Annotated in this window: 15 protein-coding genes and 1 pseudogene; 7 read left to right on the forward strand and 9 right to left on the reverse strand. The window is 71.0% G+C overall.

The window, feature by feature from the left end; genetic code table 11:
- The first annotated feature begins 1 nt into the window (after window position 1).
- From ACE7GA_RS25560 to ACE7GA_RS25585, 6 genes and pseudogenes are all read left to right on the forward strand, one after another.
- Complete coding sequence (locus ACE7GA_RS25560; protein ID WP_376093456.1) at window positions 2-775, forward strand: hypothetical protein; 774 nt, start codon at window positions 2-4, stop codon at window positions 773-775.
- A pseudogene (locus ACE7GA_RS25565) lies at window positions 772-1679 on the forward strand (tyrosine recombinase XerC). The gene ACE7GA_RS25560 and the pseudogene ACE7GA_RS25565 overlap by 4 nt, the downstream one beginning before the upstream one ends.
- A 110-nt stretch (window positions 1680-1789) precedes the next feature.
- Complete coding sequence (locus ACE7GA_RS25570) at window positions 1790-2305, forward strand: hypothetical protein (RefSeq protein WP_376093459.1); 516 nt, start codon at window positions 1790-1792, stop codon at window positions 2303-2305.
- 41 nt (window positions 2306-2346) lie between these two features.
- On the forward strand, window positions 2347-2559 hold the full coding sequence (locus tag ACE7GA_RS25575) for an SDR family NAD(P)-dependent oxidoreductase (protein WP_376093462.1): 213 nt from the start codon (window positions 2347-2349) through the stop codon (window positions 2557-2559).
- Window positions 2556-3113 carry an SDR family oxidoreductase gene (locus tag ACE7GA_RS25580; protein ID WP_376093465.1) on the forward strand — a complete coding sequence of 186 codons (558 nt, stop codon included), beginning with the start codon at window positions 2556-2558 and terminating at the stop codon, window positions 3111-3113. The genes ACE7GA_RS25575 and ACE7GA_RS25580 overlap by 4 nt, the downstream gene beginning before the upstream one ends.
- A 34-nt stretch (window positions 3114-3147) precedes the next feature.
- A complete protein-coding gene (locus tag ACE7GA_RS25585; RefSeq protein ID WP_376093468.1) occupies window positions 3148-3540 on the forward strand; it encodes a VOC family protein in 393 nt (130 codons plus the stop codon).
- Between the two features lie 16 nt (window positions 3541-3556).
- Here ACE7GA_RS25585 and ACE7GA_RS25590 read toward each other — a convergent pair whose 3' ends face one another.
- Together ACE7GA_RS25590 and lpdA are read right to left on the reverse strand one after the other, a co-directional pair.
- Complete coding sequence (locus ACE7GA_RS25590; protein WP_376093471.1) at window positions 3557-3886, reverse strand: PGPGW domain-containing protein; 330 nt, start codon at window positions 3884-3886, stop codon at window positions 3557-3559.
- Between the two features lie 58 nt (window positions 3887-3944).
- On the reverse strand, window positions 3945-5342 hold the full coding sequence (gene lpdA / locus ACE7GA_RS25595; RefSeq protein ID WP_376093474.1) for a dihydrolipoyl dehydrogenase: 1398 nt from the start codon (window positions 5340-5342) through the stop codon (window positions 3945-3947).
- A gap of 119 nt (window positions 5343-5461) precedes the next feature.
- Between lpdA and ACE7GA_RS25600 the strand changes: the two genes are divergently transcribed.
- Window positions 5462-6346 (forward strand): GyrI-like domain-containing protein, encoded by an 885-nt coding sequence (locus tag ACE7GA_RS25600; RefSeq protein ID WP_376093477.1) that lies wholly within the window; start codon window positions 5462-5464, stop codon window positions 6344-6346.
- A gap of 43 nt (window positions 6347-6389) precedes the next feature.
- Here the strand turns inward: ACE7GA_RS25600 and ACE7GA_RS25605 are convergent, their stop codons facing one another.
- The 7 genes from ACE7GA_RS25605 to ACE7GA_RS25635 all read right to left on the reverse strand — a co-directional run bounded on the left by ACE7GA_RS25605 (window position 6390) and on the right by ACE7GA_RS25635 (window position 16009).
- The gene (locus ACE7GA_RS25605; RefSeq protein WP_376093480.1) at window positions 6390-7877 is read right to left on the reverse strand and encodes a helicase HerA domain-containing protein; all 1488 of its coding nucleotides are present in this window, start codon (window positions 7875-7877) and stop codon (window positions 6390-6392) included.
- A 102-nt stretch (window positions 7878-7979) separates the two neighbouring features.
- Window positions 7980-9236, reverse strand: a complete 1257-nt coding sequence (odhB, locus tag ACE7GA_RS25610; protein WP_376093483.1) for a 2-oxoglutarate dehydrogenase complex dihydrolipoyllysine-residue succinyltransferase — start codon at window positions 9234-9236, stop codon at window positions 7980-7982.
- Between the two features lie 14 nt (window positions 9237-9250).
- Window positions 9251-12148 (reverse strand): 2-oxoglutarate dehydrogenase E1 component, encoded by a 2898-nt coding sequence (locus ACE7GA_RS25615; protein WP_376093486.1) that lies wholly within the window; start codon window positions 12146-12148, stop codon window positions 9251-9253.
- A 206-nt stretch (window positions 12149-12354) separates the two neighbouring features.
- Window positions 12355-13245, reverse strand: coding sequence for a succinate--CoA ligase subunit alpha (sucD, locus tag ACE7GA_RS25620; RefSeq protein WP_376093489.1), 891 nt, complete (start codon window positions 13243-13245; stop codon window positions 12355-12357).
- Between the two features lie 5 nt (window positions 13246-13250).
- Entirely contained in the window at window positions 13251-14447 is a 1197-nt protein-coding gene (sucC, locus tag ACE7GA_RS25625) for an ADP-forming succinate--CoA ligase subunit beta (protein WP_376093492.1), read from the reverse strand.
- A 162-nt stretch (window positions 14448-14609) separates the two neighbouring features.
- Complete coding sequence (gene mdh, locus ACE7GA_RS25630; protein ID WP_376093495.1) at window positions 14610-15563, reverse strand: malate dehydrogenase; 954 nt, start codon at window positions 15561-15563, stop codon at window positions 14610-14612.
- Between the two features lie 221 nt (window positions 15564-15784).
- Window positions 15785-16009 carry a hypothetical protein gene (locus ACE7GA_RS25635; protein ID WP_376093498.1) on the reverse strand — a complete coding sequence of 75 codons (225 nt, stop codon included), beginning with the start codon at window positions 16007-16009 and terminating at the stop codon, window positions 15785-15787.
- Window positions 16010-16385 lie beyond the last annotated feature (376 nt).

Consider the following 16385-nt stretch of genomic DNA (forward strand, 5'->3'; position numbering starts at 1 on the left):
CATGACCCGACCAGGACCCGCGGCAACCCCGCCCGATGACGGCGCAGCGCGGCGGGCGGAGGAGGCGCGGGTCACCGCATTCCTCTCGACCCACCCGACCTTCCTCGCCGACCATCCGGACCTGTACCGGACCCTGACGCCCCCGCTGCGCGTCCATGGCGACCGCCTGGCCGACCACATGGCCGCGATGCTCGTCCTCGCCCGCGCCGAGACCGGCACGGTCGCCGAGGCCGCCGGCGCCGCGCGGGACCTGACGCTCCGCGCGGCCGGCGCCGCCGTTTCCCTCATCGGCGCGCCGGACCCGCTCGCCGTCGTCGCCCATGAATGGCCCGCCCTGCTCGGCCTGGACCACGCGATCCTGGCGGCCGAAGGCCCGCCCGACGTCAACCGCCGCGACCTGCCCCCTGGCACCGTCGCCCGCCTCCTCGGCACGCGCGAGCTGCTTCTGCGCAACGATCCCCTGGCCGACGCCGGCCTCCTGCACGGCGAAGCCGCCGGCCTGATCCGCCGCGACGCCCTGGTCCGATTGCCCGGCGCGAGCCTGTCCGCGCCCGGCGCGAGCCTGTCCGCGCCCGGCGCGAGCCTGTCCGCGCCCGGCGGGGGTGTTTCGGTGCCGGAGGCCGGAGGCCCCACACGCGGTTCGCGCCTCGGCGCGCACACCACCCCGCGCCTTCTTGTCCTCGGCGCCCGCGACCCCTCCTGCCTGCCGACGATCGGCGCGAGCAGCGCGCTCCGCCTCCTCGCCACGGCCCTCGCCCGCGCGCTGGAACCGTGACCGTCCCGGCCTTCTCCGCCGCCCGGGAATCCTTCCTCCGCTGGCTCGCCGAGGAGCGCCGCGCCTCCCCCCTTACCGTCTCGACCTACGCCGAGGCCCTGACCGAACTCTCCGCCTTTCTGATGATGCACCAGGGCGGCGAACCGGACCTCACCGCCCTCCGCCTCGCCGACCTCCGCGCCTTCCTCGCCCACCGCGCGTCCGACGGCGCGGGCGCCTCGACCCGGGCGAAGCAGCTCTCGGCGATCAAGACCTTTCTGCGTTTCCTTGTGAAGCGGCACGGCCTGCCACCCCTCGCCCTCGGCGGCCTCACCGGCCCACGTCGTCGCCCGCCCATCCCCCGCGCCCTCTCGGAAAAACACGCCCGCGCCGCCGCGCGCGACACAGCAGAGGCCGAGGATGACCCGCGCCTCGCCGCCCGAAACCGCGCCCTCTTCACCCTGCTCTACGGCTGCGGCCTGCGCATCGCGGAGGCCCTGTCCCTGGACCTCCGCGACGCCCCCCAAGCCGGGACGGGCCTGCGCGTCCTCGGCAAGGGCCGGAAAGAACGCGTCGTCCCCGTCCTCCCCGCCGTGGAACAGGCCGTCGCGGACTGGCTCCGCCAGCGCGGCCCCGGGGCCCCGTCCGACCCGCTCTTCATCGGCGCGAAGGGGGACCGCCTGAACCCCGGCGTCGCCCAGCGCGCGCTGCGCGACCTCCGCCGCACCCTCGGGCTGCCGGAGCACGCGACCCCCACGCCCTCCGCCACTCCTTCGCGACGCATCTTCTGGGCAGCGGCGCCGACCTCCGCGCCATCCAGGAATTGCTGGGCCACGCCTCCCTCTCCACGACGCAGCGCTACACCACCGTGGACGCGGCCGGCCTTCTGGCCACCTGGCGCAGTGCACACCCGCGCGCCGACTGAACGGGCCGACTGAGCGGGCCAACTGAGCGGGCCGATTGAGCGGGGCCGACTGACTGGCGCAACGCGCCCGCCCGCCCCATCATCCACACGACACAAAGGGGAGGAGGCGCATGGCCCGCCTCGACCGCCACCATTCTCCCGCGCCCTTCGCCGGGACACCCGCCGGTCCAACCCGCCCGCCGACGGTCCACGCCTTGCGCGGCCGCGCATCTGCTTCGGGCCTGAGCTGGCGCCTGACCCTCCTCGTTGCCCTCTCGGTCACGGCGGTCGCGACGCTGGTCGCCGGCGCAGGCAACGGCCTCGCCGATGATCCGGACCTCGCGACGCTCCTGCGGGTCACCTCGATCACCAAGGGCGTCATCGCCCTCGGCGCCGCGACGATCGTCGAATGGCGCCTGCGCCACCCGATCGGCTGGCCGAAGGCGGCCGCCGCCATCACCGCGGCCGCGCTGGCCCTCGCCGGCCCACTCGTGATGTTCGGCCTCGCGCATTTCCAGGCCGGCGCGGCGCTGCACTACGCCGGCCTAGGAAGCCTCGGCCTGCTCGCGTGGCTCGACCGGAAGCCGATCGCCGCCCTCCTCGCCGCCGCGGCCGAGGATCGTCGCCGCCGCTCGCGCCCGCTCTAGCCGGGCCCGAACCCCGCCCAGCCGACCCCGAGGGGACGACCTTGCACCCGACCCATCGCCAGAAGTTCGACCTGACTGACCGGCTCGCCCTCATCACCGGCGGGTCCCGCGGCCTTGGCCTCGCCATGGCGCGCGGCCTCGCGGAGGCCGGCGCCGAGGTGGTGCTGAACGCCCGCGACCCCGCCGCGACCGAGGCTGCCGCCGCCTCCTCCGCGCCGATGGCCTCGCCGCCCGGGCCCTGCCCTTCGACGTGACGGACTCGCTGGCCATTGCCGAGGCGGTCGCCTCCCTCGGCACGCTCGACATCCTCATCCACAACGCCGGCAACAGCGTGCGCAAGCCCGTGGACCAGTACACGGACGAGGAGTGGCACTTCGTCCTCGACACGCACCTGACCGCGGCCATGCGCCTCGCGCGCGCCGCCGTACCGGGGATGCGCGAACGCGGCCGCGGCAAGATCATCGTCACCGGCAGCCTCGCGAGCGAGCTGGGACGCCCGACCATCACGGCCTACGCCGCGGCGAAGGGCGGGCTGAAGATGTTCGCCCGCGCCCTGGCCGTGGAGCTCGCGCCCCACAACATCCAGGTCAACGCCATCGGCCCCGGCTGGTTCGAGACGGAACTGAACGCGCCGCTCGCCGTCAATCCCGAATGGGTCGCGAACGTGAAACGCCGCACGCCCGCCGGCCGCTACGCCGACCCCGCCGAGATCGCCGGCACCGCCGTCTTCCTTGCCTCGCCCGCGAGCGACTTCGTCACGGGCCAAATCGTCTTCGTGGATGGCGGCGTGACGGCGAACATGATGTGAGAAGCCGGACGTCCCCGCACGCCGGCACCGCGGCATGAGCCTGTCCGAGATCCACAGCCTCGACCACGCCGTCCTTCTCTGCACGAGGATGGCGGAGACGACGGCCTTCTACCGCGACGTCCTGCGCCTGCCGGTCGAGATCGAGCGCGAGAACTGGATTAGTTTCCGGATCGGTGCCACCCTGCTGAGCCTTCGCCCGCGCGGTCCGTGGAGCGTCTGCGACGACGGCCCGCGGATGCCCGGCTCGGCAGCCATGCAGTTGGCCTTCCGGGTCCCGCCCGCGGCCGTCGCCTCCTGCCATGCGGAACTCGTCTCCCAGGGCGTGCCAATCCTCCGCGGCCCGACTGACCTGCCGCAATGGGGGCACCGGACGCTCTTCTTCCGCGACCCCGAGGACAACATCCTCGAGATCTACGCGGAGATCTGAGCCGGCGGGCTGCGGCTCAGCCCCGCCCGATCATCCGCCGCAGCGACGCGCCCCAGCGCGAGAACCGGTCGGCCATGCGCTGTTCCAGCCCTTCGACCGGGCCGACGACGCCAGGCCACTTGCGCGCGACCCAACCCCAGCGCTCCGCCGCCCAGACGTACTGGTCTCGCAGCACGAAGACGCCGAGCGCCAGGAACAGGAAGCCCTGCAGGAAGGGCAGGATGCAGCCGAGGATCCCGAGCACGATGAAGGACCAACCGAGGATCTTGCGCCCCCGGTCCGGCCTCAGGCTGACATAGGCGGCGGTCGGGGGAGGCGCGGCGGCGGCGCGGGCGTCGTCGGGCATGGCGCCGCAAGTGGCCGCACCATGCTCCCCGATCAAGCCGCCCGCACGAACCTTCGCGTCAGACGTGAAGCGCCCGGCCATCCGTCGCCAAAGCCGCTTCCTTCACCGCCTCGTTCAGCGTGGGATGCGCGTGGCAGGTCCGCGCCACGTCCTCGGCCGAAGCGCCGAACTCCATGGCGACCGCGACCTCGGCGATCAGCGTCCCGGCGTCCGGCCCGACGATATGGCAACCCAGAAGCCGATCCGTCTCCTTGTCCGACAGCATCTTCACGAAGCCGTCCGTATCGCCCATCGCGCGGGCCCGGCCGTTGGCGGTGAAGGGGAACTTGCCGGTCTTGTACGCGACACCCCGGGCTTTCAGCTCCTCCTCGGTTTCGCCGACCGTCGCGACCTCCGGCCAGGTGTAGACGACTCCCGGGATCACGCCGTAGTTCACGTGCCCTGCCTGGCCCGCCAGTCGCTCGGCCAGCGCCACGCCCTCGTCCTCCGCCTTGTGGGCGAGCATCTGGCCCTTGATGCAGTCGCCGATGGCGTAGATGCCCGGGACGTTCGTCGCCCAATGGTCGTCGGTGACCACCTGCCCCTTTTCGGTGAGCGCCACGCCGATCTCCGGCAGCCCCAGCCCTTCCGTGTAGGGACGCCGCCCGATCGCGACGAGCACGGCATCCGCCTTCACCTCGAACGCATCCCCGCCCTTCGCCGGCTCGACCGTGAGCGTGACGCCGTCCGCCGCCTTCGTCGCACCGGTGACCTTGTGCCCAAGCTTGAAGGCGAAGCCTTGCTTCGTCAGCACGCGCTCGAAGGTCTTGGCGACCTCCGCGTCCATGCCGGGCAGGATGCGGTCGAGGAACTCGACGACCGTCACCTTCGCGCCGAGCCGCTTCCAGACGGAGCCCAGCTCCAGCCCGATCACGCCGCCGCCGATGACGACGAGGTGCTCCGGCACCTTCTCCAACTCCAGCGCGCCGGTGGAGGTCACGACCTGCTTCTCGTCCACCTCAACGCCCCGCAGCGGGATGGAATCAGACCCCGTCGCGATGACGATGTTCTTCGCGTCGTAGGTCGTGCCCGCGACCTCCACCTTGCCCGGTGCCGTGATGCGGCCATGGCCCTTCAGCCAGGTCACCTTGTTCTTGCGGAACAGGAACTCGACGCCCTTCACGTTGGCGGCGACCACCTCGCCCTTGCGGGCATGCATGCGCGCGAGGTCGAGGCGAACCCCTTCCACCACGATCCCCATGTCCGCGAACTTGTGCCCGAGCTCCTCGAAGTTCTCGGATGACTGCAGCAGCGCCTTCGACGGGATGCAGCCGATGTTGAGGCAGGTCCCGCCGAGCGTCTCCCGGCGCTCAACGCAGGCCACCCGCATCCCGAGCTGCGCCGCGCGGATCGCGCAGACATAGCCGCCGGGGCCGGAGCCGATGACGATGACGTCGAAGGAATTGCTGTCCGACATGCCCTTGGATCTCGATACGGTCGCGGCGGGGGTTAGCAGGGGCGACGCGTCCCGCGAAGTCCGCAAGCGCCGCAAAGCCGATATGGGGATGATCCGGCGCGTCGGAGCACGGAACTGACATGCCCCAGAAGCAAGCCGCCAAGCCGGCCACCCTCCTCGACCACGGCGCCCGGATCGCGCGCGCGATGGCCCTGATCGCGCGCGACCCCGCCCGCGCCGTCCCGCTGGAGGAACTGGCGGAGGCCGCCGCCTTCTCGCCCTGTCACTTCCACCGGATCTACCGGCACCTCGCCGGGGAGACGCCGGCCGAGACCCGCAACCGCCTCCGCCTTTCCACGGCGGCGGCCGAGCTGGTCCGCGGTCAGGCGCCGGTGGCGCAGGTCGCGAAGCGCGCCGGCTTTTCCGGGGCGGCAACCTTCACCCGCGCCTTCGCGGCGGCCTACGGGATCCCCCCGGCCGCCTACCGGGCGCGGCGGGGCCTCGGTGCCGTGCTCCGGCAACCCACCCTCATCGAGGAGGCCATCATGGCCGAGGTCACCATCCGCACTCTGCCCGCCCTGCGCCTCGCGGTCCTGCCGCACCGGGGCCCCTACACTGACATCGGCAGCGCCTTCGACCGCATTGCCGCCTGGGCCGCCGCCCGCGGCCTCGTCGGGCCGGACAGCCGCTTCTTCGCCCGCTACTTCGATGATCCGGGCAGCGTCCCCGACGCGCAGCTCCGCTCCGAGGCAGGCCTGACCGTGCCCCCGCACGTCACCGGGGACGGGGAGGTCCGGATCGTCGAGGTCTCTGCCCTCCGCGCCGCCGTCCTGCGTTACCAGGGGCCTTACGCCGAGTTGGAAGGCGCCTACACCACGCTCTACCGCGACTGGCTGCCAACGAGCGGCGAGGAACCCTCTGACGAACCGTGCCTCGAGGAATACCTGAACGACCCGAAGGAACTGCCACCCGCCGAGTGGCTGACCGACGTCATCCTGCCATTGCGGGAACGCGTCCCGGCCTGACGCAGGGCCCAGGCCGGCCCGGGCGAAGCGCCTGGGCCGGCCCTCAGGCCGCCGCGGCCCCGGGCTGTCCCGGCCCCGTCTCCCAGCCCGGGCCCGCGATTGCGACGATCCGCGCCCCGCCGGGCCCGGGCCGCAGCACCACCTCACCCTGCTCCTCCAGCCAGGCCAGCAGCCGCCGCGCCCGCCCGGCCGAGCGACTGCCATAGGCGCGTGCCAGCGCCTCATCGGACGGGCAGGCCTCCCGCCGCAGCGCCGCATGGGCCAGGAGGAGGAAGACGCCCTGCGTATCATCGGGCAGCGCCGCCGCGCGCGCCGCGACGTCCGCCCAGCCCGGCTCCGCCTCGACCTCCGCGCCCACCCCCGCGCGGGCGAGCGACAGCAGCCGCCGGAACTCCGGCAGGTCCGGCGCCCCCGCCAGCCGCGCGATGCGGCAGCGGACCAGGAAGTCCTGGTACAGCGTCGCCGGGGGCCGATAGGCCGCGTCCGGCTCCGCCATCACCGCGCGCAGGACGTCGTCCATCGCCCGGCGCCGTTCCGCCAGCGCCTCCGCGCCCGGCGGTGCCTCCTCCGCCCGCTGGTGCACCGGCGCCGGACGTGCCGCGGCGAGCTGCGCCAGGATGTCCGGCTTCGGCGCCGCCGGTGCGCGGCGCACCGGTGCGGGCCGGGCCGGATCGGGCTCCGCCGCCTTCAGGACGAGGTCGCGCGCCTCCTCCGCCGCGACCGGCGGCGCGACCAGTTTCGGCCCACCACCGCGCGACCCCGTCTCCACCGGCCCAATCCGCAGCGCCAGCGGCCGCCGCGACAGCGCGGGACCCAGCGCGACGAAATGCCCCCGCTCCAGGTCCCGAAACATCTCGGCCTGTCGCCGTTCCATTCCCAGCAGGTCCGCCGCCCGGGCCATGTCGATGTCGAGGAAGGTGCGGCCCATGAGAAAGTTGGACGCCTCCGCTGCCACGTTCTTCGCGAGCTTCGCGAGCCGCTGTGTCGCCACGACCCCGGCAAGGCCGCGCTTCCGCCCGCGGCACATCAGGTCCGTCATCGCCGAGAGCGACAGCCGCCGCGCCTCGTCCGAGACCTCGCCCGCGCCGATCGCCGGCGCGAACAGCTGTGCCTCGTCCACCACGACGAGCATCGGCGACCAGTGGTCCCGTTCCGCCTCGAACAGCCCGGACAGGAAGGCCGCCGCGCGCCGCAGCTGCGCGTCCTGGTCCACGGCTTCGAGGTTGAGCACGACGGAGACGCGGTGCTGCCGCACGCTCTCCCCGGCTCGCCGCAGCCCCGCATCGTCCACGGCCGCCGCATCGAGCACGAGGTGCCCGAACCGGTCGGCCAGAGTCGCGAAGTCCCCCTCGGGATCGATGACGGCCTGCTGCACCCAGGACGCCGACTGTTCCAGCAGCCGTCGCAGCAGGTGCGACTTGCCCGACCCCGAATTGCCCTGCACCAGCAACCGGGTCGCGAGCAGTTCCTCCAGGTCGAGCACCGCGGGCGCGCCGTTCGTCGTCGCGCCCATCTCGATACGAACCGTCATGCCCCCTCCCGAAGCCGCCCGCCCCTTCAACGACGAAGCCCCGCGCCGGTCATCCCGGCGCGGGGCTTCGCACGTGGAAACGCCGTCAGCGCGGCGCGCGCATCACAGCCCGAGCAGCAACCGCCGCGCGTCCTCCACGCCTTCCTTCACGCGGACGAGGAAGGACACCGCCTCCTTCCCGTCCACGATCCGGTGGTCGTAGGAGAGCGCGATGTACATCATCGGCCGGATCTCGACCTTGCCGCCGACGGCCATCGGCCGCTCCTTGATCGCGTGCATGCCGAGGATGCCGGACTGAGGCGGGTTCAGGATCGGCGTGGACATCAGCGACCCATAGATGCCGCCATTGGTGATGGTGAAGGAACCCCCTGCCATCTCCTCCAGCTTCAACTGGCCGTCGCGGACGCGCTTGCCGAAGTCGCCGATGCTCTTCTCGACCTCCGCGAAGGACATCAGGTGCGCATTGCGCAGCACCGGCACGACGAGGCCGGAGGGACCGCCAACCGCGATGCCCATGTGCACGAAGTTCTTGTAGACGATCTCGTCGCCCTCGATCTCCGCGTTCACCGCGGGGAATTCCTGAAGCGCGGCGACGCAGGCCTTCACGAAGAACGACATGAAGCCGAGCTTCACGCCATGCTTCTTCTCGAAGGCATCCTTGTACTCGGCGCGCAGCGCCATCGCATTGCCCATGTCCACCTCGTTGAAGGTGGTCAGCATGGCCGCGTTGTTCTGCGCTTCCTTGAGCCGGCGGGCGATGGTGATCCGCAGGCGGGTCATCTTCACCCGCTCCTCGCCACCTTCCAGCGCGCGCGGCGCCTTCGGGGCTGCGGGCTTGGCCTGCTCCGGAGCGGGACGGTTCAGGAAAGCGATGACGTCGCCCTTCGCGATCCGCCCGTCCTTCGCGGAACCGGGGCCGATGTCGCCGGCGGTGATCCCCCGCTCCTCCATCATCTTGGCGGCGGAGGGCAGCGGGGCGTGCATCGGGGCCGCGCCACCACCGGGGCGGGACACCGGCCCGGTCATCGGCTTCGGCTCCTCGACCTTCGGCGCGGCGGCGGCCGGTGCGGGCGCCTGGGCGGCAGGCTTCGGCGCCTCGGCCGGCTTCGTCGCCGGGGCGGCCCCGGCCGCACCGAGCGTGCCGAGAACGGCGCCGACCTCGACCTCCGCCCCCTCATTCGCCGCGATGCTCTCGATGGTCCCGGCGGAGGGCGCGTTGACCTCCACCGTCACCTTGTCGGTCTCGAGTTCCACCACCGGCTCGTCGGCGGCGACGGCCTCGCCGGCCTTCTTCAGCCAGCGGGCCACGGTCGCGGTGGTCACGCTCTCGCCCAGCGTGGGCACCAGGATGTCGGTCATCGTCTCGGGGATCCCTACGCCGCGACCCCAAGGGCCTGGCGAACGAGCGCTTCCTGCTGCGCCGCATGGACCTTGGCAAGTCCCGTCGCCGGGGAAGCCGCCGCGACCCGCCCGGCATAGGTCGGCCGCTTCGCCGCGCCGCCCAACTGGACCAGTACCCCTTCGATCCGCCGGTCCACGAAGTTCCAGGCCCCCATGTTCTCGGGTTCCTCCTGGCACCACACGACCTCGGCTTCCGAATACGGCTCCAGCGCCGCCGCCAGGCTCGTCACGGGGAACGGATAGAGCTGCTCGACACGCACGATCGCCACGTCCTCGATCCCGCGATCCCGCCGCTCCTGCAGCAGGTCGTAATAGACCTTGCCGCTGCACAGAACGACGCGCCGCACCTTCGTCGGCGCGACGAGCTTGTCCACCTCGGGGATGACCGTCTTGAAAGTGCTGCCCGGCCCGAACTCCACCAGCGGAGAGACCGCCATCTTGTGCCGCAGCAGCGACTTCGGCGTCATCAGCACCAGCGGCTTGCGGTAGTTCGCCTTCAACTGCCGCCGGAGCGCATGGAAGTAGTTCGCCGGCGTCGTGAGGTTGCCGACCCGCATGTTCCGCTCGGCGCAGAGCTGCAAGTACCGCTCCAGCCTCGCCGATGAATGCTCGGGGCCCTGCCCTTCATAGCCATGCGGCAGCAGCATCACGAGGCCGGACATCCGCAGCCACTTGGTCTCGGCCGAGGCGATGAACTGGTCGATGATCACCTGCGCGCCGTTCGCGAAGTCGCCGAACTGCGCCTCCCAAAGGACCAGCGTGTTCGGGTCCGCCAGCGAATAGCCGTAGTCGAAGCCCAGCACGCCGAACTCGGACAGCAGCGAGTTGAACGCCTCGAGACGCGGCTGCCCCGGCCGGATGTTGTTCAGCGGCACGTATTCCGCCTGGTTTCCCTGGTCGATCAGGTAGGCGTGGCGCTGGGAGAATGTGCCGCGCTGCACGTCCTCGCCGGACAGCCGCACGCGGTGCCCGTCCACCAGCAGAGAGCCGAAGGCCAGCGCCTCCCCGGTGGCCCAGTCGATCCCCTCGCCCGTCTCGATCGCCTGCTTCTTGGCTTCCAACTGCCGCAGGATCTTCGGATTGGCGTTGAAGCCCTCCGGCACGCGCGACAGGGCGGCGCCGACTTCCTGGAGCACCTCGTTGGACACGGCCGTGGCCGTCTCCTCCTCCGTGTCGCTCGTCCCCGGGTTCTTCAGGCCGGACCAGTGCCCTTCCAGCCAGTCCATCTTGTTGGGCTTCCAGCCCGGAGCCGCCTGGAAGGCCTCGTCCATCCGCGCGTTGAAGGCATCGTAGATGGCCTTCGAGTCCGCCTCGCCCACGCTGCCCTCGGCCGCCAGGCGCGCCGCGTACTTCGTGCGGACGGTCGGCGTCTCCTTGATCCGCGCGTACATCAGCGGCTGCGTGAAGGCGGGCTCGTCGCCCTCATTGTGGCCGTGGCGGCGGTAGCAGACGATGTCGAGGACGACATCCGCGCCGAACTTCTGCCGGAACTCCGCCGCGAGACGCGCGCAGAACACCACGGCCTCCGGATCGTCGCCGTTCACGTGCAGGATCGGCGCCTGCACCGACTTCGCGACGTCCGTCGAATACAGCCCGGAATAGGCGTGCACCGGCACCGTCGTGAAGCCGATCTGGTTGTTCGTGATGATGTGGATCGTGCCGCCCGTGCGGTAGCCGATGAGCTGGCTCATCGCGAGCGTCTCATAGACCACGCCCTGCCCCGCGAAGGCCGCGTCGCCGTGCAGCATGATGCCCATGACGGAACGGCGGCCCTTCGTGTCGCCGGCCATGTCCTGCCGCGCCCGCACCTTGCCCGCGACGACGGGGTCCACGGCTTCCAGGTGCGAAGGGTTCGGCTGCAACGACAGGTGAACCTTCCTTCCCTCGATCTCGAGATCGGTCGAGGTCCCCAGGTGGTACTTCACGTCGCCGGAACCGTACCCGTCCTCGGAAAAGCCCGAGCCCTTGAACTCCGCGAAGACCTGCACCGGCGGCTTCTTCACGACGTTGACGAGGGTGGAGAGGCGCCCGCGATGCGCCATCCCGATCACCACCTCGTTCACGCCGTCGGTCGCTGCCTGGCGGATCACCTCCTGCACCGCAGGGATGGTCGCCTCGCCGCCCTCAAGCCCGAAGCGCTTGGTGCCGACGAACTTGCGGGCGCAGTACGCCTCGAAGCCCTCGGCCTCGGTCAGTTGCTCGAGGATGCGGCGCTTGGCCGTCGCGTCGAAAGTCCGCGACCACGGCGCGCCCTCGATCCGCATCTGGATGAAGGACTTCTGGTCGGGGTCCTGGATATGCATGAACTCGACCCCGATCGGCCCGCAATAGGAGGCCTTCAGGATCGCCATGATCTCGCGGAGCGTCGCACTCTCGCGCCCCAGCACCTTGTCGATGAAGATCGGCCGGTCCCAATCCCCCGGGCCGAAGCCGTAGGACACCGGGTCCAGTTCGGCATGTTGCTTCTTCGCCTGCAGCCCCAACGGATCCAGGTCTGCCTCCAGATGCCCTCGCACCCGGTAAGCCCGGATCAGCATGATCGCGCGCAGGCTGTCGAGGACCTCCTGCTTCGTCACCCCCGGATCGGCGCGGCGCTCGGCCGGCTTGCCGTCCGTGGCGGCGGGGCGCACGCCCTTCGCGGGGGCCGGTGCCTCCTCAGCCGGGGCGAAGGCGCCGCGGGTCCGGGGGGCCCAGGACGCCCCCTGGGCGTCCATCAGCACGGCCCGGGAGTCGTCGTTCAGTGCCGCGAACAGCTCCTGGAACGACGGATCGACGGAATCCGGCTTCTCCACCCAGCGCGCGTACAGATCCGCGAGGAAGGCGGCGTTCGCCCCCGTCATCGCGCTGGCTAGGATGTCGACTCCTGGCATGCTGTCCTCCGGGCCTTCCGGCTTCGGGCGCCGGGGCCGAAAAGTTACCTGTTTTGCTTAACAGTTCATGGGGGCCAAATGGCCGAACGCCGCCCCGGTGAGAGGGCGGCGCCGGACCATGTGGCCGCGAGTGAGGTTGTGCGGCAGGGGCCCCCGGCGCAAGCCCGCCCCGCGACGGCCGGGACCCTGACGGGTCCCGCCAGGGATCACGCGGCCATCGCCTTCACCATGGTGGAGCCCAGCGCCGCCGGGCTGTCCGCCACGTGGATGCCGGCCGACCGCATCGCATCCATCTTGGCCTCGGCGGTGTCCTTGCCGCCCGAGATGACGGCGCCCGCATGGCCCATTCGCCGCCCCGGGGGCGCCGTGGCGCCCGCTATGAACCCGACCACCGGCTTGTAGTTCGGCGACCCCGGCCGGTTCTCCCGGCCCAGGAACTCGGCCGCCAGGACCTCCGACTGCCCGCCGATCTCGCCGATCATGACGATCTGCTTCGTCTCGTCATCCGCCAGGAAGAGCTCCAGCACCTCCAGGAAGTCCGTCCCCTTCACCGGGTCGCCGCCGATGCCGACGCAGGTGGACTGCCCCAGTCCGGCCGCGGTGGTCTGCGCCACCGCCTCGTAGGTCAGCGTCCCCGACCGCGACACGATCCCGACCGAGCCGCGCTTGTGGATGTGGCCCGGCATGATCCCGATCTTGCAGGCTTCCGGCGTGATGACGCCCGGGCAGTTCGGCCCGATCAGGCGCGACCTCGACCCCGACAGCGCCCGCTTGACCTTGATCATGTCGATCACCGGGATGCCCTCGGTGATGCAGATGATCAGCGGCACCTCCGCCGCGATCGCCTCCAGGATCGAGTCCGCCGCGAAGGGCGGCGGCACGTAGATGACGGAGGCGTCGGCCCGCGTCTTCTCCACGCATTCCGCCACCGTGTCGAAGACCGGCAGGTTCAGGTGGGTGGACCCGCCCTTGCCCGGCGTCACGCCGCCCACATAGGTCGTGCCGTAGGCGATGCCCTGCTCGGCGTGGAAGGTCCCCTGGGCTCCCGTGAAGCCCTGGGTCATGACCCGCGTGTGTTTGTCGACGAGGATGGACATGGCGCTCAGGCCGCCTTCTTCACCGCGTCCACGACCTTCTGGGCCGCATCCGCCAGGTTATCCGCGGGGATGATCGCGAGCCCGCTCTCAGCCAGGATCTTCTTGCCCAGCTCGACGTTGGTCCCCTCCAGCCGGACGACCAGCGGCACCTTCAGGGTCAGCGCCTTCGACGCCTCGACGATCCCGTTCGCGATCATGTCGCACTTCGCGATGCCGCCGAAGATGTTGACGAGGATCGCCTTCACGTTGACGTCCGAGGTGATGATCCGGAACGCCTCGGTCACCCGCGCCGCATTCGCCGTCCCGCCCACGTCCAGAAAGTTCGCCGGCGAGGACCCGTACAACTTGATGATGTCCATCGTCGCCATGGCGAGCCCGGCGCCGTTCACCATGCACCCGATCTCACCGTCGAGGGCGACATAGTTCAGATCGTTCTTGACCGCGTCGAGCTCCTTCGGATCCATCTCGGAGTCGTCGCGAAGCGCTTCCAGATCCTTGTGGCGGAACAGCGCGTTGTCGTCGAAGGACACCTTGGCATCCAGCGCGACCACATCCCCCGCGCCGGTCACGACCAGCGGGTTGATCTCGACGATCGCCATGTCGAGCTCGACGAAGGCCCGGTACATGGCCATCACGAAGGCCGTGAACACGCCGACCTGCTTGCCCGTCAGTCCCAACCCGAAGGCCAGCTTGCGCGCGTGCCAGCCCGAAACCCCGGAGGCGGGGTCCACCGCAACCTTCAGGATCTTCTCCGGCTGGTGCTCCGCAACCTCCTCGATCTCCATGCCGCCCTGGGTGGACGCCATGATCGTGATGCGCGACGTCTCCCGATCCACCAGCAGGGACAGGTACAGTTCCCGCGCGATGTCGCACCCGGCTTCGACATAGACCTGGTTGACGACTTTGCCCTCCGGCCCCGTCTGCTTCGTGACGAGGGTGTGGCCGATCATCGCGGCCGCCGCGGCCTTCGCGTCCTCCGCCGACTTCACGACGCGCACGCCGCCCTTGCCGTTCGGGTCGTCCTTGAAGCGCCCCGCGCCGCGGCCGCCCGCGTGGATCTGTGACTTCACGACGTAGACCGGCCCCGGCAGCTTCTTCGCTGCAGCCTCCGCCTCCTCCGCGGTCTTCGCGACGTAACCGTCGAGCACCGTGACGCCGTAGCGCCGCAGCAGCACCTTGCCCTGGTATTCGTGGATGTTCACGCGCGCGTCTCCTGAACCGTCACCACGGGGACCGGGCACGGACGATGTCGGCTGGCTTCGCCGGCCCGCCGGCCCGCTACGCGGCCCTGATACTCGTGGATGGTCATCCGGGAAGAATCCCCTGCATACCAAAAGGGCCGGGGTTCCCCCCGGCCCGCTGTCTCAGACGCCGAGGGCCTTGAAGTCCTCGATCAGCTTCTTCACCGCGTCGCAGGACTTGTCGAAGGCCGCCTTCTCCTCCGGCGTGAACTGCACCTCGACGATCTTCTCGACGCCGCCGGCGCCGATCACCACGGGCACGCCGACGTAGAAGTCGTTCAGCCCGTATTCCCCGTTCAGCATCACCGCGCAGGGCAGGACGCGCTTCTTGTCCTTCAGGTAGGCCTCCGCCATCGCCACGGCCGAGGCCGCCGGCGCGTAGAAGGCCGAGCCCTTCTCGAGCAGCTTCACGATCTCGCCGCCGCCATTGGCCGTGCGGGTGACGATCGCGTCGATCTTTTCCTGCGTCGTCCAGCCCATCTTGATGAGGTCGGGCACCGGGATGCCGGCAACCGTCGAGTAGCGCGTCAGCGGCACCATCGTGTCGCCGTGGCCGCCAAGCACGAAGGCCGTCACGTCCTCGACCGAAACGCCGAACTCCTGCGCCAGGAACAGTCGGAACCGCGACGAGTCCAGCACGCCCGCCATGCCCACCACCTTGTGCGCGGGAAGGCCGGACTTCTGCTGCAGCGCCCAGACCATCACATCGAGTGGGTTGGTGATGCAGATGACGAAGGCATCGGGGCAGTAGGTCTTGATGCCCTCGGCCACCTGGCCCATCACGCCCGCATTCTTCGTCAGCAGGTCGTCGCGGCTCATCCCCGGCATGCGCGGGAAGCCGGCCGTCACGATCACCACGTCCGCCCCGGCGATCGCGGCGTAGTCGCCGCCGCCGGTCATGTGGCTGTCGAAGCCATCCACCGGGCCGGACTGCATGATGTCCAGCGCCTTGCCCGCTGCGACCCCGCCGAAGACGTCGAACATCACGACGTCGCCGAGCTCCTTCAGCCCGATCAGGTGGGCGAGCGTGCCGCCGATGTTGCCGGCGCCGACGAGGGCGATCTTCTTCCGGGCCATGGGTGTCCCTGTGGTAGGCGGGACCGTCCGTCGGTCCTCCGCCGTGGTGAAGAGTGCGGGTGCGAGAAGCCGCGGGCGGAATAGACCCGTACCGCAGCACGGGCAAGGCAGCGGCAGGAACGGAACAGGCCCGGGTCGGAACCCGGGCCTGTCAACGAACCGTCACGCCTGCCAGGCCCGTCCCACCTTCGCCGGACCGGCCTTCGATGTTCCGCGGGCCGTCAGATCGGCATGCAGCGGAAGGTTTCGGAATGCCCCCGCGCCATGACCGACATGGTCCCCGGCGGACAGGCCATCTGCTCCCCATCCGCGTCAGGCAGACCGGCGTGCCACGCCCCGCCGCGGCGCGCCATCTTGCCGCCTCCGCTCCGCTCGTCGTCCGCGTCGCGCAGGGTCGAAGCGGCCGCCGGCCGCGAGAAGAGCCCGACCGTGCGATAGGACGCCACCGGCGCCTCGACCTGCCGCCCGCGGGATACCGTGCCGCGCGCCCCCGTCGGTCATCCAGCCGCGCGAGCACCCGCCCGCGGCTCTCACCCCGGCCCCGTGCCTCCGCCGGAGCGCGCCCGCGCGCGCTCGCCATGACAGGCCCACGCGGCTCCGCCACGCGCCCTCGGACTCCCGCCGCGGCCTGAGACCGGGCCTCGCCGCCCCGCGCCGCCGTCGCGGAATGGCCCGACGCCGGCCGCACCGCCGGCCCGGCCGCACGCGCCATCGGCACGGCTGCCGCCCTCTGCGGCTTTGCCTGCCTCTCCCGGCTCCCTGCCGCATCCGCCGTCGAAACCCCGAACGCCAGGACAGCGGCCAAGGCCACCGTCATCCCCC

The organism is Roseomonas sp. CCTCC AB2023176 (assembly GCF_042259275.1).
Taxonomy (GTDB): domain Bacteria; phylum Pseudomonadota; class Alphaproteobacteria; order Acetobacterales; family Acetobacteraceae; genus Roseomonas.